Here is an 18,989-nt window from a genome sequence, read left to right on the forward strand (position 1 = left end):
CAGGCAGAACATCCCAACGGGCCCAGCCCACACGAGAACAGGATTGCCCATGTCCTTTGCTTCCCTCGGTCTCTCCGAGGCTCTTGTCCGCGCTATCGAGGCAGCGGGCTACACCCAGCCGACCCCGGTGCAACAGCGGGCCATTCCCGCCGTGTTGCAAGGCCGCGACCTGATGGTTGCCGCACAGACTGGTACTGGTAAAACCGGCGGCTTCGCCTTGCCGATCCTTGAGCGCCTGTTCCCGGCCGGCCACCCCGACAAATCCCAGCGTCATGGCCCGCGCCAGCCGCGCGTCCTGGTCCTGACCCCAACCCGCGAGCTCGCCGCCCAGGTACACGACAGCTTCAAGGTGTACGCCCGCGACCTGCCACTGGTCAGCGCCTGCATCTTCGGCGGCGTCGGCATGAACCCGCAGATCCAGGCCATTGCCAAGGGTGTCGACGTGCTCGTCGCCTGCCCGGGGCGCCTGCTCGACCTGGCCGGCCAAGGCAAGGTCGACCTGGCCCACGTGGAAATCCTGGTCCTCGACGAAGCCGACCGCATGCTCGACATGGGCTTCATCCATGACGTGAAGAAGGTCCTTGCCCGCCTTCCGGCCAAGCGCCAGAATCTGCTGTTCTCGGCGACCTTCTCCAAGGACATCACCGACCTCGCCGACAAGCTCCTGCACAACCCGGAGCGTATCGAGGTCACCCCGCCAAACACCACCGTCGAGCGTATCGAGCAGCGCGTCTACCGCCTGCCCGCCAGTCACAAACGCGCCCTGCTGGCGCATTTGATCACGCTGGGCGCCTGGGAGCAGGTACTGGTATTCACCCGCACCAAGCACGGCGCCAACCGCCTGGCCGAGTACCTGGAAAAGCACGGACTGACCGCTGCCGCTATCCACGGCAACAAGAGCCAGAACGCCCGGACCAAGGCCCTGGCCGACTTCAAGGCCAACAGCGTACGCGTGCTGGTGGCCACCGACATCGCCGCCCGAGGCCTGGACATCGACCAGCTGCCCCACGTGGTCAACTTCGAGCTGCCGAACGTCGAGGAAGACTACGTGCACCGCATCGGCCGTACCGGCCGTGCCGGGCGCTCGGGCGAGGCCATCTCGATGGTTGCGCCGGATGAAGAAAAGCTGCTCAAGAGCATCGAACGGGTCACCAAGCAGAAGATCCCGGATGGCGACCTGATGGGCTTCGACGCCAGCCAGGTAGAAGCTGAAAAACCTGAAGTGCGCGAACGCCAGCAGAACGGCGGCCGCGGCGGCCGCAACCAGCAGGCCCGCAGCGAAGGCGGCAAAGACGCCAACGGCGGCCGCAAGGACAAGGGCAAGGACAAAGGCAAGGCCAGGCAGCAGGCTGCGGACAAGCCGGCCGACAAGGAAAAGTCAGGCGACAAGCAACAGCAGCAACGCAAGCCGCGTGACAAGAAGCCGCGCCAGCAACAGCAGACCAGCAACAGCCCCATCCCGAAACCTGCTGCCGACCGTGATCCAGAGGAGTTCCTGGACGACGATATCGATAACTTCGGCAACCGCGCCGACTACGTCAGCCCTTACCAGAACGCCAAAGGCCAAGGCCGCAACCGCCGGCCGGGTGGCGCAGGTCAAGGCCAGGGCCAAAGCCAGGGCGCAAGCCAGCGCAGCAACAACGGTGGTGGCCAAGGCCGCAATACTGGCGCCCAGCAGCGCAGCGGCAGCGGCGACAAGCGCCCACGCAACAGCAACGGTGGTGGTGGTGCACGTCGTGACAACAATGGCGGTGGCCGCAACCGTCCGGCCGGGCACAACGATGCATCGCGCCAGGAGCCGGCAGTACGCAGCCCCCGCGAACAGCACCAGCCCGTGATCATCCGCAAGGAATCCAAGCTCGACCGTTACCCGACGCCAGAGCAGTTGGATGACCTGCCGAGCCGCCCGCGTGGTGAGCGACCTGCGCTGCTCACCCGCAAAGGCTGAGTTCATGCATCAGGCATAAAAAAACGCCGCCCAATGGGCGGCGTTTTTATTGCCTGTTCAGCAATATCACTTCTGCTGAACACCTTCGAACACGAAGTACAGCTCAACTTTCTCGGACAGCGGGCCGAGGTCCATGGACTTCGGCGCGAAATCCTTGCGGTTGATATCGAGCTTGCCCTCGAAGCCGGCACGGTAGCCGCCCCATGGGTCCTTGCCTTCACCAATGAAGGTGGCCTTGATCACCACCGGCTTGGTCACGCCGGTCAGGGTCAGATCACCGGCGACATCGGCAGTCAGTTGGCCTTCGGCGTTCTTGCCGGTCGGGGTCACCTTGGTCGACTTGAAGGTGGCGGTGGGGTACTTGGCTACGTCAAGGAAGTCCTTGCTCTTGATGTGCTTGTCCCGCTCGGCGTGGTTGGTATCCACGCTCACAGTCTTGAGGGTGACGTCGATCTTGCTGGCTTCAGGCTTGGCCGGGTCCCAGCTGAAGTTACCATCCCAGTCCTTGAAGGTACCGGTGATGAAGCTGTAGCCCAGGTGGCTGATCTTGAAATCAACGAACGCGTGCTGGCCTTCCTTGTCGATCTTGTACTCGGCAGCCATGGCCTGGCCGGCGGAGAACAGAGCAGTACCGAGCGCCAGAGCGGCAAAAGTCTTTTTCAACATCCTTACTTCCTTCCTATGCAATTGAGGTTGAGAGTCAAGCTTTGCGGCCCAGCATGCGGGTCAGGGTCGCGTCACGGTCGATGTAATGGTGTTTCAGGGCCGCCAAGGCATGCAGCACGGCAAAGATCACCAAGCCCCATGCCAACCACAGGTGAATCACGCCGGCGACGTCCGCTTGGTCGGGCAGGTTGCTGATCAGCGCTGGTACGTCAAACAGGCCGAACACCGGAATGCCGACGCCGTCGGCAGTGGAAATCAGGTAACCGGCGATCATCACCGCAAACAGCCCGAGGTACAGCGCCAGGTGCCCCAGCTTGGCCGCCACGCGGGTGAATGCCCCGTGGTTGGCCGGTGCCGGCGGTGGCGGGCTGATGAAACGCCAGACCACACGCAACAGCATCACCGCCAGCAATACCAGGCCGATGCTCTTGTGCAGGTCAGGGCCGGCCTTGCGCCAAGGGTCGTAGTAGCCGAGATCGACCATCCACAGGCCCAGGCCGAACAGGCCGAAGACTGCCAGTGCAACGCCCCAGTGCAGGACGATGCTGACCACGCCATAGCGAGAAGGTGAATTGCGCAGTTGCATGATGACGTCGTTCCCCGTGAAAGCTGTGCACAGACTAGCGCGTAACGTATCGAATAAAAGCTTAAAAAATTGCTTTGGATTATCGAGAAATACGATGAATAGTGTGTAAGTTACCTATTAAGGAAACATTAACAATAGTTGGAGAGTTTAAGGTTGCCAGCACCGGCCCCTTCGCGGGCATGCCCGCTCCCTGTGAGAGCGGGTTTACCCGCGAGGGGCCGATACAGGATTCAGTTGGCCTTGGCCTGAGTATTGCCCACCGCCTTCTTCACCGGATCGGATTTGACCGTGGCTTTTTTCGGCTCGACCGCCTTTTTCGCCTGTTTGGCCGCAGGCTTGTGTGCCGGTGCATGCTTGGCCGGTACCGGCTTGGCTGGCGCAGCCTTCGTCGCGGCGGGCTTGGCTGGCTCTTCCTTGGCGATTTCAGCAGGGGCAGGCGCTACGGGGGCTGCTGCAGGCGCCGGTGCTGGCGCGCCTGCCTCAGCCTTGGGCTCAACCTTGGCAACCGGCGCAGCCTTCACCTCAGGCTTGTCGGAACCACCGAACAGGCGCGAGAAGAAACCGCCGCCAGTGTCCTTCTTCGCTACAGCGGCACCGGCTGTCGCCGCTGCCGCGACGGTCGCAGCCTTGGCCGGGTCGAACGACTTGCCGGCGAGCAAGTCCTGTACCTGGCTGGCAGCGCGCTGGCCGCTGCGCAGGGCGCCTTCCAGGGTGCCTGGGTAGAGCGCATCGGTGTGCTCACCGGCAAAGGTGATGCGCTGCACCGGGCGCTCCCACAGGCGCCAGTACTTGCTGATCTGCCCTGGGCCGTATGCCAGGTAGGCGCCACCGGTGCCGGCATCGATGCTGTAACGCTTGACCTCATAACCGGTGAACGCACCGCGAGCCTGTGGATAGAACGCATGCAGGCGGATCAGCACCTGGTCGACCATCTGTTTGTCGCCGAAGGCCTGCAGCAGCCGCGCATTGTCACCCGACAGGTTGATCACCACATTGGCACCGCCCTTGAGCGCTGGCTCGATCCACAGCATGCCGAGGCCGGCGTTACTGAAGATCTCGCCCGACATGCGCGCGCGGCTTTCCCATACAGGTTGCTTGAACTTGAGCATCAGCTGGTCACGCCAGCCGTAGTTGGTGCCCTTGAGCGCCGCCATGTGCTGGGTGTCCAGCCCTGGGGTGATCTGAATCTTGGCCAGCGCCCGCAGAGGGACCGCCATCACCAGGTAATCGGCCTTGTAGTCGGTGCTGCCGACCTTGACGCTGACGCCGTCCTTGTCCTGCACGATCGCCGTGACCGGCGAGCTGGTCTTGATGGTCTTCAATTGCTTGACGAATGCCTGGGCCAGCACCGGGCTGCCACCAGGCAGGCGCGCGGCACGCAGATCGCGATCACTGACGCCACGGTAGACACGGTTCTGCTGAGCGAAGTAGAGCAGCGACAGGCGCGATGGCTCGTCGTAGCGGGTACGGATCTGCTGGTTGATCAACTGGCGTGCGGTGGCCGGCAATTGCAGCTTGTCGAGCCAGGTGGCGACGTTGATCTGGTCAAGGGCGAACAGGGTGCTATTCGCCTGCGGGTTGAGCGGGTCATCGATCGAACGGGCCAGGTCGTCGAGGGTCTTTTCGTAGCGCTTGAGTGCCTCGGCGGTAGCCGGCTGCTTGGTGGTCAGGTCGGCGGCGCTGAAGTACTCGCCGTCGATCAGGTAGCCGGGGGTACGTACGAACTCCGGAGCGGGCAGTGTTTCAAGCTTGAAACGGTCAAGGTACTGGTTCAGCACCGGCTGGGCCTTGGCGTTACCGATCCATTCGCTGGTGGCCAGGCCCGAACGGCCACCCATGCCTGACTTGGCCTCCAGCAGGGTGACCTGCCAACCCTTGTTCTGCAGTTCATAGGCCGCAGTCAGGCCAGCCAGGCCGCCACCCACGACGATTGCCGAAGGTGTCTTGTCCTTTGCCAGCGCGGCGCCGCTGGACACACCGATCAATACCAACGCGCACAGGCGCACCCAAGCAGCAGCCATGTCGGCGAACTCCGAGTTGAAATAGCAAGGATGGGAAGAGGCGGGAATGCCCCGAGAGTCGATGCGCTAAGAATACGTCAGGTATCCGGACCCTGCCAGCACGGCGACATCAAGTGCCTCTGGCAACTGGCAATTTTGTCAGTAGCCAGGCATCTGGCCATTAGGCGAAGCTGGCGAAGGTGGCTAAAAAAACCGACAAAAGGAGCTGCGCCATGACCTATGAGGAGCATTTCGCACAGGTAGAAAGGCAATTCTTGTGGCACAACCAGACGGTACACACTCCCTCCGGCCTGAAAATCCGCTCCAACGGTACGTCATGGACCGGCCTGCATGAAGCCTTCAAAGGCGATGAAGGCACCGAGCTGGTGATTGGCGAGCACAGTGACGTGGAAATCACCTTCAACCAGGAAGTCGAATGCCTGCGGCTGGAGTATTACGTCGTCAGCGACCAGCACTTCGACGGTGTGCAGATGCTGCTGGATACCGATGGCTACGACATGGACCTGATCGCCCCGATCCCGCGCAATTTCTATTGGCTCACCCTCGCCGGCAGCGGTTATACCGATTCCAGGCCGGGACCGATTGCCACGCAGCCCTATCATCAGGTCATCGAGGGCCCCTTCCGTCGCCTGACCATATCCACTTCACAGGCTGGCACCGTGCATATTCGCAAGCTGGAATGGACCCGCACCTGCCGTCATTGACCACAAGCGGTTGTCCTGCCCCCTGGCTTTGCTTAGGCTTACGCGGTCAAAGCAGGCAGTAAGCCAGGAGAAGTGCCCATGGGCCTCAACGATCAGTGGATGCAACGCGACCTCAAGGTCCTGTGGCACCCCTGCACCCAGATGAAAGACCACGAGCAGCTGCCGCTGATCCCGATCCGGCGTGGTGAAGGCGTATGGCTCGAGGACTTCGACGGCAAACGCTACCTGGATGCCGTGAGCAGCTGGTGGGTCAACGTGTTCGGCCATGCCAACCCGCGCATCAACCAGCGCATCAAGGATCAGGTCGACCAGCTGGAACACGTCATCCTCGCCGGCTTCAGCCACCAGCCGGTGATCGAGCTGTCCGAACGCCTGGTCGCCATGACCCCCGCCGGGCTCGACCGGGTGTTCTACGCCGACAACGGCTCATCGTGCATCGAAGTGGCGTTGAAGATGAGCTTCCATTACTGGCAGAACATCGGCAAACCGGCGAAAAAGCGCTTCGTGACCCTGACCAACAGCTACCACGGCGAGACCATTGCCGCAATGTCGGTCGGCGACGTGCCCCTGTTCACCGAAACCTACAAGGCACTGCTGCTCGACACCCTCAAGGTGCCAAGCCCCGACTGCTACCTGCGCCCCGAGGGCATGGGCTGGGAAGAACACTCGCGCACCATGTTCGCCGCCATGGAACAGACCCTGGCCGAACACCACGAAACCCTCTCGGCAGTGATCATCGAACCGCTGATCCAGGGTGCCGGCGGCATGCGCATGTATCACCCGGTATACCTCAAGCTGCTGCGCGAAGCCTGCGACCGCTATGACGTGCACCTGATCCACGACGAGATCGCGGTCGGCTTCGGCCGCACCGGCACGATGTTCGCCTGCGAACAGGCCGGCATCCGCCCGGACTTCCTGTGCCTGTCCAAGGCCCTGACCGGTGGCTACCTGCCGCTGGCCGCCTGCCTGACCACCGACAAGGTGTACCAGGCCTTCTACGACGATTACCCGACCCTGCGCGCGTTCCTCCACTCGCACAGCTACACCGGCAACCCGCTGGCCTGCGCCGCCGCCCTGGCGACGCTGGACATCTTCGAGCAGGACAATGTGATCGAGGCCAACAAGCCCCTGGCCGCGCGCATGGCCAGCGCCACCGCGCACCTGGCCGAGCATGCCCATGTCGCCGAGGTTCGCCAGACCGGCATGGCCCTGGCCATCGAGATGGTCCAGGACAAGGCCACCAAGGCTGCCTACCCATGGCAGGAGCGTCGTGGCCTGAAGGTGTTCGAGCACGCCCTGACCCGCGGCGCGCTGCTGCGCCCGTTGGGCAGCGTGGTGTACTTCCTGCCGCCGTATGTGATTACTCCGGAGCAGATCGACTTCCTCGCCGAAGTGGCCAGCGAAGGCATCGACATCGCCACCCGCGATAGCGTCAGCGTCGCCGTACCAGCCAACTTCCACCCCGACTTCCGCGACCCGGGCTAGTAGCAGCCCTTGCACTATCCCTTGTGGGAGCGGCCTTGTGTCGCGAAAGGGCCGCAACGCGGCCCCGGCAATTTCCGCTGCGAAGCTGAAAATCTGGGGCTGCTTCGCAGCCCTTTCGCGACACAAGGCCGCTCCCACAAGGGGTGATGTCCCTCAAACATTCCGAGCTGAACCATGAGACTGTCCCGCTTCTTCATCGATGCCCCCCTGAGCCTTGGCGAACACGACCTGCCCGAAGCCCAGGCCCACTACATTGGCCGCGTCCTGCGCATGGCCCCTGGCGATGCCGTGCAGCTGTTCGATGGCAGCGGCCAGGAATACCTCGGCCAGTTGCTCGAAGTCGGCAAGAAGACGGTACGCGTCAGCCTCGACCAGGCCATCGCCGGCCAGCCCGACTCGCCGCTGCAGGTTCACCTCGGCCAGGGCCTGTCCCGCGGCGAGCGCATGGACTGGGCGATCCAGAAGGCCACCGAGCTGGGTGCCAACGTTATTACCCCGATCGTCAGCGAGCGCTGCGAAGTGCGCCTGAAGGACGAGCGCGCCGACAAGCGCCTGGCCCACTGGCGCCAGGTGGCGATCAGTGCCTGCGAACAATGCGGCCGTTCGACGCTGCCGGTCATCCATCCGCCCGTGACCCTGGCCGAATGGCTCAAGGGCACCGAGGCCGAGCTCAAGCTGGTCCTGCACCCGGTCGCCGAGCCGCTGACCAGCCATGACAAGCCGGCAACGCTGGCCTTCCTGATCGGCCCGGAAGGTGGCCTGAGTGATACGGAAGTCGAACAGGCCAAGGCTGCTGGCTTCCATGCCGCACGCCTCGGGCCGCGGGTACTGCGGACCGAGACCGCACCGGTGGTGGCGCTGTCGGTCGCGCAGCAGCTGTGGGGTGACTTTTCGTAAACAAAAAGCTAACGCACGTACAGCGACACCGCCACGAAGTGCATGAGGCTGCCGACAATCACGAACAGGTGCCAGATGCCATGCGCATGGCGCAAGCGACTGTCGAGGGCGAAGAAAATGATGCCGACGGTATAGAACACGCCGCCGGCCGCCAGCCAGGTGAAGCCGGCAGTGCCGAGGCTGTTCAGCAGCGGCTTGACTGCCACCAGCACGATCCAGCCCATCAGCGCATAGATGATGATCGACAGGATGCGCGCTTCCGAGCGCGGCTTGATCTCTTGCAACATGCCGATCACCGCCAGCCCCCAGACCACGCCGAACAGGCTCCAGCCCCAGGGCCCGCGCAGGCTGACCAGGCAGAACGGGGTGTAGCTGCCGGCGATCAGCAGGTAGATCGACAGGTGATCGAGCTTGCGCATGATCACCTTCGCCCGCCCGCGCGTGCTGTGGTACAGGGTGGAAATGCTGTAGAGCAACAGCAACGTGCTGCCATAGATGGAGAAACTGACGATCTTCCACGGGTCGCCCTGCAGGCCAGCAGCGACGATCAGCCAGATGGCACCGATACAGGCCAGGACGGCACCGACCAGGTGGGTCCAGGCATTGAAGCGTTCACCGTAGTACATGCAAACACAGACCTCCTGAATCGGGCTGGGTTCATGGCAGGGTCCATTCCTGCCTCATCCTAGCCAAAAGCAGGCTGCAGTTCAGCGTCACGCACCAGCCTTTCCAGCCCGACCAGGTCCGGCACACGCGCCACTTGCTCGCCTACCTGCACCGCGGCCAGCTCCAGGCTGCCCAGCGGCACATCCACATAGTTGAGCTGGCTATCGAGCTTGCACGAGCGCGGAATGTCCTGCAGCAGCACTGCCAGGTAGCGCAAGCCGGTGTCCCCGAGCGCATTCAGCACCACGATCCGCGCCCGCTCGCCACAGGGCGTCTCACCGCCGCAGGCGGCCTCGAAACCGATCAACGGCAGATGCTGCTGTCGCCAGTCGATCCACCCCAGGTGCCAAGCCGGGTCACCCGGTTCGCACACCAGGTTGCGTTGGCCGATCAGTTCGACCACAGCGACGTTGGGCAATACCAGCGTACGGTCGCCCAGCGGCAGCAGCAGCCCTGTGAGGCTGCTGCGTTGCCCTGCAATCAGTTCAAGCATGGGTCTGGCTCCAGTGGGCGATGCTCTGCAGCAGCACCGACTCCTGATAGGGTTTGCCCAGGTAATCGTTGACGCCGATGGCCATGGCCCGGTCGCGGTGCTTCTGCCCGGTGCGCGAGGTGATCATGATGATCGGCAGGTCTTTCAGACGCTCGTCGCGGCGAATGCGGGTGGCCACTTCGAAACCATCCATGCGCGGCATCTCGATGTCCAGCAACAGCACGTCGGGGCGGTGCTCTTCCAGCAGGGCCATGGCATCGACACCATCCTTGGCCGTCATCACGCTCATGCCATGGCGCTCCAGCAGGCGACTGGTGACCTTGCGCACGGTGACCGAGTCGTCCACCACCATCACCAGCGTGGCCCGCCGGGGTGCCGGGCCGAACAAGGTGCGCTGCACCCCGCTACCCCCCGGCAGACGTGCCAGCCGCCGCTGCTGGCCACGCAGCTGGCCCAGCAGGTCGAGGATCAGTACCACGCGGCCATCACCGAGCAAGGTCGCCCCCGACAAACCCGCCACGGCGGCGAACTGCGGGCCAAGGCTCTTGACCACGATCTCACGGCTCGGCGACAGGCTGTCTACCTGAATGGCGAACGACTGCTCCTGGGAATGCAGCAGCAACACCGGCAGCGGCACGCTCTGCCCCAGCAGCACCGGGCGCGGCAACCCCTGCAGCAGCTCGCCGAGGTAACGCAACTCGTACTCGTGGCCGCCATACACATAACGCGGGGCGTCCAGCTGATAACAGGCGGCCAGTTCGGCCGGTGGTACACGCACGATGCCTTCGATGGTGTTGAGCGGTATGGCGTACTGCTCCTCGCCCAGGTGCACCATCAAGGCCCGGTTGATCGACACGGTGAACGGCAAGCGGATCAGGAACCGTGCGCCCTTGCCCTGGGCCGACTCGATGGTCATCGAGCCGCCCAGTTGCTTGACCTCTTCGTGGACCACGTCCATGCCCAGGCCGCGCCCGGATATCTGGGTGATCTTCTCCGCCGTGGAAAAGCCCGGGCGCAGGATGAACTGCAGGATCTCGTGATCGCTCAGGTGCGCCTGCGGGTCCAGCAGGCCACGCTTGATTGCCTTGCGCCGGACCGCCTCCAGCGGCACACCGGCGCCGTCGTCGGTCATCTCGATGACGATGTCAGCGCCCTCATGCAGCAAGTTCAGGTGAATGGTGCCCTGCTCTGGCTTGCCCGCGGCCAGGCGTATCTCGCGCGACTCAAGGCCGTGGTCGACTGCATTGCGCAGCATGTGCTCCAGTGGCGCGACCATCCGTTCCAGCACACTGCGGTCCAGTTCACCCTCGGCATTGCCGACCACCAGCTCGACCTGCTTGCCCAGCTCGCTGGCCACCTGGCGCACGACCCGCTGCAAGCGCGGCACCAGGCGTTCGAACGGGACCATCAGGGTCGCGGTCAGGCCTTCCTGCAACTGGCTGTTCACCCGGGCCTGTTGTTGCAGCAAGCTGTAGGCCTCCTGGGCACGCTGGGCAAGGGTTTCCTTGAGGTCGAGCAGGTCGGAGGCCGACTCGAACAGGGCCCGCGACAGCTGCTGCAGTTGCGAATGGCGGTCCATCTCCAGCGGGTCGAAATCTTCGTAGGCGTCTCCCTCGAACGCCTGGCGGCTGCTGATCCGCCGCTGGGTCTCGATGTCCAGGCGCAGCAGCTGGTCGCGCATGCGCTCCAGGGTGGTTTCCATCTCGTTGAGGGCGAACTGGGCATCGTTGACTTGCTGTTCGATACGGCCGCGAATGACCGAATGCTCGCCGGCCAGGTTGCCCAGGTCGTCGAGCAGCTCGGCGTCGACCTTGACCATGTCGCCCGGCGCCCGCTCCGGTGTCGCCACCGGTGTTTCGGCGGGTGCGGTGTCCGCCGGGGCCTGGCTGGCCGCGCTGTCGGTCAGTGCGGCACTGCTGAAGTTACGGATGTAGTCGATCAGCGCGGTAGCGGTGTGCAGCGGCTGGCCCAGGCGCACGGCGTCGAGCATATGCGCCAGGCGGTCATGGCAGTTCTGCAGCAGTGCGAACAGCGCCGAGCTCGGCGGCAGGCGCCCGGCGGCGAGCAGCTCGTAAAGGAATTCCAGCTCATGGGCCAGGTCGCCGATGGCGCTGATCTCGACCATGCGCGCGCCCCCTTTGAGGGTGTGCAGGTCACGCAGCAGGTTCTCCACTTCGACGCTGTTGCGCGGGTCGGCCTGCCAGCGCGCCAGGGCGGCGGCGGCGCTTTCGACGATGTCCGAGCTTTCTTCGAGGAAGACCTCGAGCAGCTCCTTGTCGCCTGGGCTGTCAGCATCCTCTTCGTGCTCCAGCGCGCCAGCAAGCGGCGTAACCGCATCAGCGCTTACCAAGCCGGTGGCATCGGCCGCCAGCGCCCCCTCCAACACGTCGCGCAGGGCGTCGATACAGTCAGGCCGCGGGCTGAGCGCCTGCCCGGCGGCTACTTCGTCGAGCATGTCCAGCAGGGCTTCATGGGCTTGCCGGGCAACGGCGAAAAAGCGCGGGCTGGCGCCCAGGCTGCCCTCCTCCACCGCGCCGTAGAGATCGAGCAGAGCCTCGCAGATGGCATCCATCTGCCACAGGTCGGCAAGGTGCGCGGCGTGGCCAAGGCTGGTCAGCTCATCGAGCAAGGTCTCCAGCGGTTCGCGCTGCCCGGGCTGCTGTTGCCAACGCGACAGCTGCGACTCGGCGTCCAGCAGGATGTCCATGGCCTGGGCCAGGAAACTGGCGATCAGCTGTGGGTCGCGCTTGCCACTGCGTGTGTGTTGAGGCTCGGCATGCAGGCTGGCCAGGCGCAGGTCCACCGCCTCGCCGACCTGCTCGATCAGCTGCGCCGCCCCCGGGATGGTCGCCAAAGGTGTACTGCCGAGCTGCGCCAGGCCCTGCAGGAACAGGCCATGGGCGGTGTGCAGCCACTGCATCTCCGCTGCCTGCAACGGCAACTGGTGCCCCCGGTACTCACGTACCAGGCGGTCGAAGGCAGTGGCCAGCTCGGCGATCGGCATGACCCCGGCCATGGCAGCGCTGCCCTTGAGCGTGTGCAAGGCGCGCTGCAGGCTGTCGCTGACTTCGCTGCCCTGGCCGTCGGCGCCCTGAAGAAAGCCTTCCAGGCTGGCCAGGTGGCCTTGCGCCTCGTTGCGGAAGATATCCAGTAGTTGCGGGTCGAGGCCATCGATGTCGGCGCTGGCCGGGGTATCGTTCTCGGCCAGGGCGTGCAGGTGGCTCGCCAACTGTTCGATTTCGCTCAATTGCGGCAACTGGCCAGCCGCAAAGTCGGCCAGCAGGTCTGGCAGATGGACGAACACCTGCTGCAGCGCCACTGCGCCTTCCGGGGTCAGGGCGATGCGCCCCTCCAGCACCCGGTTGAGCAGGTGTTCACCGCCCCAGGCCAGCTCCGCTACCGCCTCGGCATGCACCATGCGCCCGCTGCCCTTGAGCGTATGCAGGTCACGGCGCACCTCGATCAACGCGTCGCGCAGGCTGTTGTCGGCGCGCCAGCGCAACCAGTGTCGCTCGATCTCCGGTAGCAGTTCGCCAGCCTCTTCGAGGAACACTTCGCGCAATTCGTCGTCGATGCCATCGCTGCCATCCTGCGCCTCGGACGGGCCCGCATGGGTGCACTGCACGCCCAGCGCCGTCAGGCTGGCGCGGGCCATGTCGAGAAACGGCTGAGCGTCGGCCAGCGGGTCGGCGACCCGCCATTGCAGGTAGCACTCGGCGGCGCTGAGGGCCTCGGCCAGGTGGGTCAGCTCGTCCGCAGGCGGCTCCTCCTCCAGGTGCTGCAGCCAGCCCTGCACATAGCCCGCACAGCCGGCAAACACTTCGGCGGCGGCCGGCAGCATGAGCATCGCCAACGCGCCACGCACTTGCTGCAACAGCCCCGGCAGAGGCTGCAGGCGCTGACGGGGCCAGCCAGATTCCAGGCAATCGCCGATCAGGTCCTTGGCCTGCTGCAACACCGACAGTGACTCGTTCAGCACCAGCTGGCGAATCTCGGCCAGGTCCGAGCCGGGCAGGCCGCCCTGCCCGCCCTCCTCCAGCGGCAGGACCATGCCGTTGAGCGTGGCCTCCACATACAGCAGCGCACCGGCCACATCCATCAATACCGCGTCGTCCACCACCCGCTCACCCTGGGCCAGGGCCTGCAGCGCCAGCACCTGGTCGATGATGACCCGGCGTGGCTGCTGGAAGCCCAGCACCGCCAGGGTGTCGGCCACATGGCGCAACGGTGCGAGCAGTGCGTCCAGGTCCTCGCTGTGCTGGCGGTCGCCGCGCACGAACTGGTCCAGGCGCTCCTTGATCCGCATCAGGTCGTCGCACAGGGCGCTGATCACCGAGCGCAGGGCGTCACGCCCCGGCCCGGCCTGCATCTGCTCCCGCCAGTTGCCCAAGGACAAGTCGAGGTTGGCCAGGTCATCGGAGCCGGCAAAGCGCTGCGCGACACCGCTGATCAGGCTGGCCTGGGCCAACGGCTCGACGCCGCGGCAGGCACGCAGCTGATTGAGCAGCGGCAGCATCACCAGTGGCAGGTCATGGCGCGCTCCGCGCAACCGCTCCAGGTAGGACGGCAACTGCTCCAGGCCGCGAAACAGTGGCCCCAGGCAGTCGCCGCGAGGGCTTAACTGCCCCTCGGCCAAAGCCTTGGCCAGCAATTCCAGCTCTTCGGCCAGGCGGGCGGCACCGCGCAGCTCGAGCATGCGCAGGCAGCCGTGCACCTGATGCAGGTTATCCACAACGAAGGCCAGCATCGACAGGTCGTCGGTCTCGCCGGCAAAGCGTTCCAGGGCCTGACGGGCCTGGCTCAGGCAATCGAGGATGGCGGCCCGGGTCCAGGCCAGGGCCACGGTATCGTGGCGTTCAGGGCTTACGACGGCAGAAGCCATGGGTGGTCCTCAGCTTCGCTCGGCGGGCGCCGGCAGGGTGAAACCGGAGACCGAGCGGCGCATTTCGCTGGCCATCCGCGCCAAGTGGCGGATGCTGTCGGCGGTGGCGCTGGAGCCGGCGGACGTCTGCGCGGTGATCTGCTGGATCACCGCCATGGTGTGGGAAATCTGCCCTGCGGAAGAGGTCTGCAGCTGTGCTGCATCAGAGATGCTGTGGATAAGCTCGGCGAGGTTCTGCGATACGCCCTCGATTTCGGCCAGTGCCACGCCGGCATCCTGGGCCAGCCGCGCACCGCGCACCACCTCGGCGGTGGTCTGTTCCATGGAGATGACGGCCTCGTTGGTATCCGCCTGGATGGTCCGCACCAGCGCTTCGATCTGCCGGGTTGCCGAGGACGAGCGCTCGGCCAGGCGCTGCACCTCGTCGGCCACCACGGCAAAGCCGCGACCGGCCTCGCCTGCCAGCGAGGCCTGAATCGCGGCATTGAGGGCAAGGATGTTGGTCTGGTCGGCGATGTCGTCGATCAGGCTGACGATGTCGCCGATTTCCTGGGAGGATTCGCCCAGGCGCTTGATCCGTTTGGCGGTGTCCTGGATCTGCTCGCGGATGTTGTCCATGCCATTGATGGTGTTATGCACCACCTCGTTGCCCTTGTTGGCGATCGCCACCGAGCGCTCGGCGACCTTGGCCGATTCATAGGCGTGGGCGGAAACCCGGTCGATCGACTCGACCATGTCGCCGACCGCCTCTGACGCCTCGCTGATCTGCTCGGCCTGGTGCTCCGAGGCCTTGGCCAGTTGGCGCGCGGTATTCTGCGTGTCCTGCACGGCAGCCGCGACTTGCTCGGCGCTGTGGTTGATGGTGGCTACCAGGTCGCGCAGCTGGTCGACCGAGTAGTTGATCGAGTCGGCGATGGCGCCGGTGAAGTCTTCGGTCACCGACACGGTGACGGTCAGGTCGCCATCGGCCAGCTCTTCGATTTCATCGAGCAGGCGCATGATCGCCTGCTGGTTGCGTTCGTTCTTTTCCGCGGTTTCCTGCAACTGGCGGTGGGTAGTGCGGACCATCACCAAGCCGATCAGGATGATCGAAGCCAGCGCCAGCAGGCCCAGTGCATAACCGCCGACGGTATCAAGGGTGCGCCCGCTGGCCAGGTTCTCGAAGCCGTTGGCCAGGTGCGAGGCCTCATCGAGCAAGGTTTGCGACAGGCTGAAGATGTTGCCCGCCGCTTCGCGCACGCGGAACAGCTCGGGGGAGGTTTCGAGGATTTCATCGACAGACCCTGCCACGAACTGGAACAGCTCGGCGATTTCCGCCAGGCGGGCGCGGGCATCGGCGTCCTCGACGCGGGTCACCTGGATCGCCGGGTTGCCGCCGAGCATGCCCTCGAGCACCTGGCCGAAGCGGCTGGCATCGCGGCCGAAGGTATCGGCGGCCTGCGCAGCGGTGTCGTCGCCAGCCAACACGGTATTGACCGACCCGAGGATACGCTCTGCCAGCAGCAGCTGGCGCTGGGCTACCACTACCTGATTGGCCGGGGCACCACTTTGCAGCAGGATCTCGACCACCTTTTCATACTCGACCTGCAATTGCGGTACGGTTTCGGCGAGGGTCGCCGCCACCTGATGCAACGACAGCACGGTCTGTTCGCTGGCCAGAATGGTGTCGGTGTTCTTGCGCAGGTTTTCCCAGTCCTGGCGCACCGCTTCCATTTCATCGCGCACTGCAGGCGGCGCCGCTGGCAGGCCGGTGGACTTGTCACCTTCGCGCAGGTAGCTCCAGCGCCGCTCGAAGTCGTTGCGCGCATCCGACAGCAGCTTGAATGCCAGGGCCTTGCCCGCCGCAGCCTCGGTGGCGTTCTTGGCGATACGCTGGGACAACACCCGCAGTTCGCCGGCGTGGCCGATGTATTGCTTGTCGTGATTGGCCTGGGTGTTGAGGTAGGCGAAGTTGGCGAACAACAGAATGATCGACAGAATCAGGATCACGAACAGCACGGTGATCTGCACGATGCTGCGCGTGCGAGGGGTCATGCTGGCGGGGGCGACGGGTGTGGCCGGCTTGTTCACGTTCGAAGGTCCTATAGCGCCACGTCAAGAAAGCCCGGCGCCTGGGCCAGGGCGAAGGGGCTGAAGATCGCCCAGTTGCGTTCACGCGCAAAGTGCCCCTGCACGAAGCGGGCAGCAGCCCTCAGCAATGGCTGCGGGGGCGACAGGTCCAGGCTGCTCAGGGCGAAATGCTGCAGTCCCAGCACCTCATCGACCAGCAAGCCGACGAACAGGTCGTCATGGTCCAGCACCAGCACACGTCGCTGCTTGCCTGGCGCTGCGGGGCCCAGGCCGAAGAAACTGCTCAGGTCCATGACCGGCAACAACCGGCCGCGCAGGTTGGCCACCCCGCACACCCACGGCTGCACGCCTGGCACGCGGCTGCTGCGTGGCTCGCGCAGCACCTCGGCGACCTCGCCCATGGGGGCGACGAACCACTGCCCGGCGACGCGAAAACCGATGCCGCTCCATTGCTGCAGGCGCGTGTCCTGCGGCGGCTGGTCGGCCACCAGCAGGCGGCAGCGCCGGTCGATGTCCAGCAACAGCTCGAAGGCGGTCAGCGACGCGCCCTGTGGGCGGGTGGTCAAGCGCCCAGTACTTCTTTGAGCTTGGCGATCAGCGCGTCCTCTTCCACCGGCTTGGTCAGGAAGTCGCGGGCGCCCTGGCGCGTGGCCCAGATACGGTCGGTTTCCTGGTCCTTGGTGGTCACCACCACCACGGGAATGGCGCGGGTTTCAGGGTCCTTGCTCAACTGGCGGGTGGCCTGGAAACCGTTCATGCCGGGCATGACGATGTCCATCAGCACCGCATCGGGCTTTTCCTGGCGGGCCAGGGCCACGCCGTCGGCACCGTTGCTGGCCTTGAGCACCTGGTGACCATGCTTTTCCAGCCATCCGGTCAATTTGTACATCTCTGTCGGCGAGTCGTCGACAATCAGAACTCGAGCCATGCTGTTCCCCATCAGGACATTGAAAGCCGCACCAGCGCGGCGTGATCAGGGTGCGGGTTGTTCGGGCGCGGCGAAACCGGGCACATGGGCCCTGATTGCGTCGAGCAGTTCTTCCTTGCTGAATGGTTTGGTCAGGAACTGGTCGGAACCGACCACCCGGCCGCGGGCCTTGTCGAACAGGCCATCGCGAGACGACAGAAGAATCACCGGGATGTCCCTGAAGGCACTGTTGTGCTTGATCACCGCACAGGTCTGATAACCGTCCAGACGGGGCATCAGCACATCGACGAAGATGATCTGTGGCTGGTGGTCAATGATCTTGGCCAGGGCATCGAAGCCGTCACTGGCGGTGACCACCTCGCAGCCCGCTTCGCCGAGCAACATCTGCGCGGTGCGGCGGATCGTGCGGGAGTCGTCGATCACCATCACCTTCAGGGGCTGTTCCATAAATTGCGCTACCATCGCTGCACAGTGTGGGCTGCGAGCCACTGATGGCTTGCAGCTTGAAGCTGAGGGCATTTTTAGCACACTCCGGGGGGCCATTCCATCTACCGCCCCCTTGACCCGCGGCGTCCGCGGCGCCACCCTGAGCCACTTTTCTTTCGATTGACCGCGGCCACCCGCCGCCAAGAGGAACCACCCCATGAGCGTTCGCCTCGGCATTGTCATGGACCCGATCGCGTCCATCTCCTACAAGAAGGACAGCTCGATGGCCATGTTGCTGGCCGCCCAGGCCCGCGGCTGGGAGCTGTTCTACATGGAGCAGCGCGACCTTTATCTGGGTGCCGGCCAGGCCCGTGCGCAGATGCGCCCGCTGAAGGTCTTCGCCGACCCCGCGCGCTGGTTCGAGCTGGGCGAGGAGCAGGACAGCGCCCTGGCCGAGCTGGACGTGATCCTGATGCGCAAGGATCCGCCCTTCGACATGGAATTCGTCTACAGCACCTACCTGCTGGAGCAAGCAGAGCGCGAAGGTGTGCTGGTGGTCAACCGCCCGCAGAGCCTGCGCGACTGCAACGAAAAACTGTTCGCCACCCAATTCCCGCAGTGCATGGCGCCAACCCTGGTCAGCCGCCGCGTCGACATCCTGCGTGAGTTCGCCAACAGCCGCGGTGACGTGATCCTCAAGCCGCTGGACGGCATGGGCGGTGCGTCGGTGTTCCGCCACCGCAAGGACGACCCCAACCTGTCGGTCATCCTGGAAACACTGACCCAGCATGGCACCCAGCAGATCATGGCCCAGGAATACCTGCCGCAGATCGTCGACGGCGACAAGCGCATCCTGATGATCGACGGCGAACCGGTCGACTACTGCCTGGCGCGTATCCCGGCCAGCGGCGAAACCCGTGGCAACCTGGCCGCCGGTGGTCGCGGTGAAGCCCGCCCACTGACGGAGCGCGACCGCTGGATCGCCGCCCAGGTCGGGCCGACCCTGCGTGAAAAGGGCCTGCTGTTCGTTGGCCTGGACGTGATCGGCGATTCCCTCACCGAAATCAACGTCACCAGCCCCACCTGCATCCGCGAGATCGACGCCGCCTACAACACCGATATCGGTGGCAAGCTGATGGATGCCATTGATCGCCAGCTCAAGGCGCGCTGACCGCCGACGCGGAGCAAATGCGCGGAGTGGGGTATGATGCCGGTCC

Annotated in this window: 15 protein-coding genes; 5 read left to right on the forward strand and 10 right to left on the reverse strand. The window is 64.7% G+C overall.

Annotated features, from left to right (window positions below):
• Positions 1-49 precede the first annotated feature (49 nt).
• Positions 50-1,948, forward strand: a complete 1,899-nt coding sequence (locus L6D64_RS10870) for an RNA helicase RhlE2 (protein WP_176508191.1) — start codon at positions 50-52, stop codon at positions 1,946-1,948.
• A 66-nt stretch (positions 1,949-2,014) separates the two neighbouring features.
• Here the strand turns inward: L6D64_RS10870 and L6D64_RS10875 are convergent, their stop codons facing one another.
• The 3 genes from L6D64_RS10875 to L6D64_RS10885 all read right to left on the reverse strand — a co-directional run bounded on the left by L6D64_RS10875 (position 2,015) and on the right by L6D64_RS10885 (position 5,221).
• On the reverse strand, positions 2,015-2,614 hold the full coding sequence (locus L6D64_RS10875; RefSeq protein WP_054884321.1) for a YceI family protein: 600 nt from the start codon (positions 2,612-2,614) through the stop codon (positions 2,015-2,017).
• A 34-nt stretch (positions 2,615-2,648) separates the two neighbouring features.
• The gene (locus L6D64_RS10880; RefSeq protein WP_176508190.1) at positions 2,649-3,200 is read right to left on the reverse strand and encodes a cytochrome b; all 552 of its coding nucleotides are present in this window, start codon (positions 3,198-3,200) and stop codon (positions 2,649-2,651) included.
• 230 nt (positions 3,201-3,430) lie between these two features.
• Positions 3,431-5,221, reverse strand: coding sequence for a flavin monoamine oxidase family protein (locus L6D64_RS10885; protein WP_176508189.1), 1,791 nt, complete (start codon positions 5,219-5,221; stop codon positions 3,431-3,433).
• 212 nt (positions 5,222-5,433) lie between these two features.
• Between L6D64_RS10885 and L6D64_RS10890 the strand changes: the two genes are divergently transcribed.
• From L6D64_RS10890 to L6D64_RS10900, 3 genes are all read left to right on the forward strand, one after another.
• Complete coding sequence (locus L6D64_RS10890; protein WP_176508188.1) at positions 5,434-5,925, forward strand: hypothetical protein; 492 nt, start codon at positions 5,434-5,436, stop codon at positions 5,923-5,925.
• Between the two features lie 78 nt (positions 5,926-6,003).
• Positions 6,004-7,410, forward strand: coding sequence for an adenosylmethionine--8-amino-7-oxononanoate transaminase (locus tag L6D64_RS10895; RefSeq protein ID WP_176508187.1), 1,407 nt, complete (start codon positions 6,004-6,006; stop codon positions 7,408-7,410).
• Between the two features lie 174 nt (positions 7,411-7,584).
• Positions 7,585-8,307 (forward strand): 16S rRNA (uracil(1498)-N(3))-methyltransferase, encoded by a 723-nt coding sequence (locus L6D64_RS10900; protein ID WP_176508186.1) that lies wholly within the window; start codon positions 7,585-7,587, stop codon positions 8,305-8,307.
• Between the two features lie 8 nt (positions 8,308-8,315).
• Here the strand turns inward: L6D64_RS10900 and trhA are convergent, their stop codons facing one another.
• The 7 genes from trhA to L6D64_RS10935 are packed head-to-tail and all read right to left on the reverse strand — an operon-like array spanning position 8,316 to position 17,793.
• Positions 8,316-8,933, reverse strand: coding sequence for a PAQR family membrane homeostasis protein TrhA (gene trhA / locus L6D64_RS10905; protein WP_054884315.1), 618 nt, complete (start codon positions 8,931-8,933; stop codon positions 8,316-8,318).
• 59 nt (positions 8,934-8,992) lie between these two features.
• Complete coding sequence (locus L6D64_RS10910) at positions 8,993-9,466, reverse strand: chemotaxis protein CheW (protein ID WP_176508185.1); 474 nt, start codon at positions 9,464-9,466, stop codon at positions 8,993-8,995.
• Positions 9,459-14,348, reverse strand: a complete 4,890-nt coding sequence (locus L6D64_RS10915) for a hybrid sensor histidine kinase/response regulator (protein WP_176508184.1) — start codon at positions 14,346-14,348, stop codon at positions 9,459-9,461. The genes L6D64_RS10910 and L6D64_RS10915 overlap by 8 nt, the downstream gene beginning before the upstream one ends.
• Before the next feature lie 9 nt (positions 14,349-14,357).
• Complete coding sequence (locus L6D64_RS10920) at positions 14,358-16,382, reverse strand: methyl-accepting chemotaxis protein (protein WP_189660540.1); 2,025 nt, start codon at positions 16,380-16,382, stop codon at positions 14,358-14,360.
• Positions 16,383-16,429: 47 nt separating this feature from the next.
• Positions 16,430-16,984, reverse strand: a complete 555-nt coding sequence (locus L6D64_RS10925) for a chemotaxis protein CheW (protein ID WP_176508183.1) — start codon at positions 16,982-16,984, stop codon at positions 16,430-16,432.
• The gene (pilH, locus tag L6D64_RS10930) at positions 16,981-17,346 is read right to left on the reverse strand and encodes a twitching motility response regulator PilH (RefSeq protein ID WP_176508182.1); all 366 of its coding nucleotides are present in this window, start codon (positions 17,344-17,346) and stop codon (positions 16,981-16,983) included. The genes L6D64_RS10925 and pilH overlap by 4 nt, the downstream gene beginning before the upstream one ends.
• Positions 17,347-17,391: 45 nt before the next feature.
• Entirely contained in the window at positions 17,392-17,793 is a 402-nt protein-coding gene (locus L6D64_RS10935) for a response regulator (protein ID WP_176508181.1), read from the reverse strand.
• 196 nt (positions 17,794-17,989) lie between these two features.
• On the opposite strand from L6D64_RS10935, the gene gshB reads away from it, so the two are divergent.
• Positions 17,990-18,943: a glutathione synthase gene (gene gshB, locus L6D64_RS10940; protein WP_176508180.1), complete on the forward strand. Its 954-nt coding sequence runs from the start codon at positions 17,990-17,992 to the stop codon at positions 18,941-18,943.
• Positions 18,944-18,989: the final 46 nt, after the last annotated feature.

Source organism: Pseudomonas urethralis (genome assembly GCF_021602465.1).
In the GTDB taxonomy this organism is placed as follows: domain Bacteria; phylum Pseudomonadota; class Gammaproteobacteria; order Pseudomonadales; family Pseudomonadaceae; genus Aquipseudomonas; species Aquipseudomonas vlassakiae.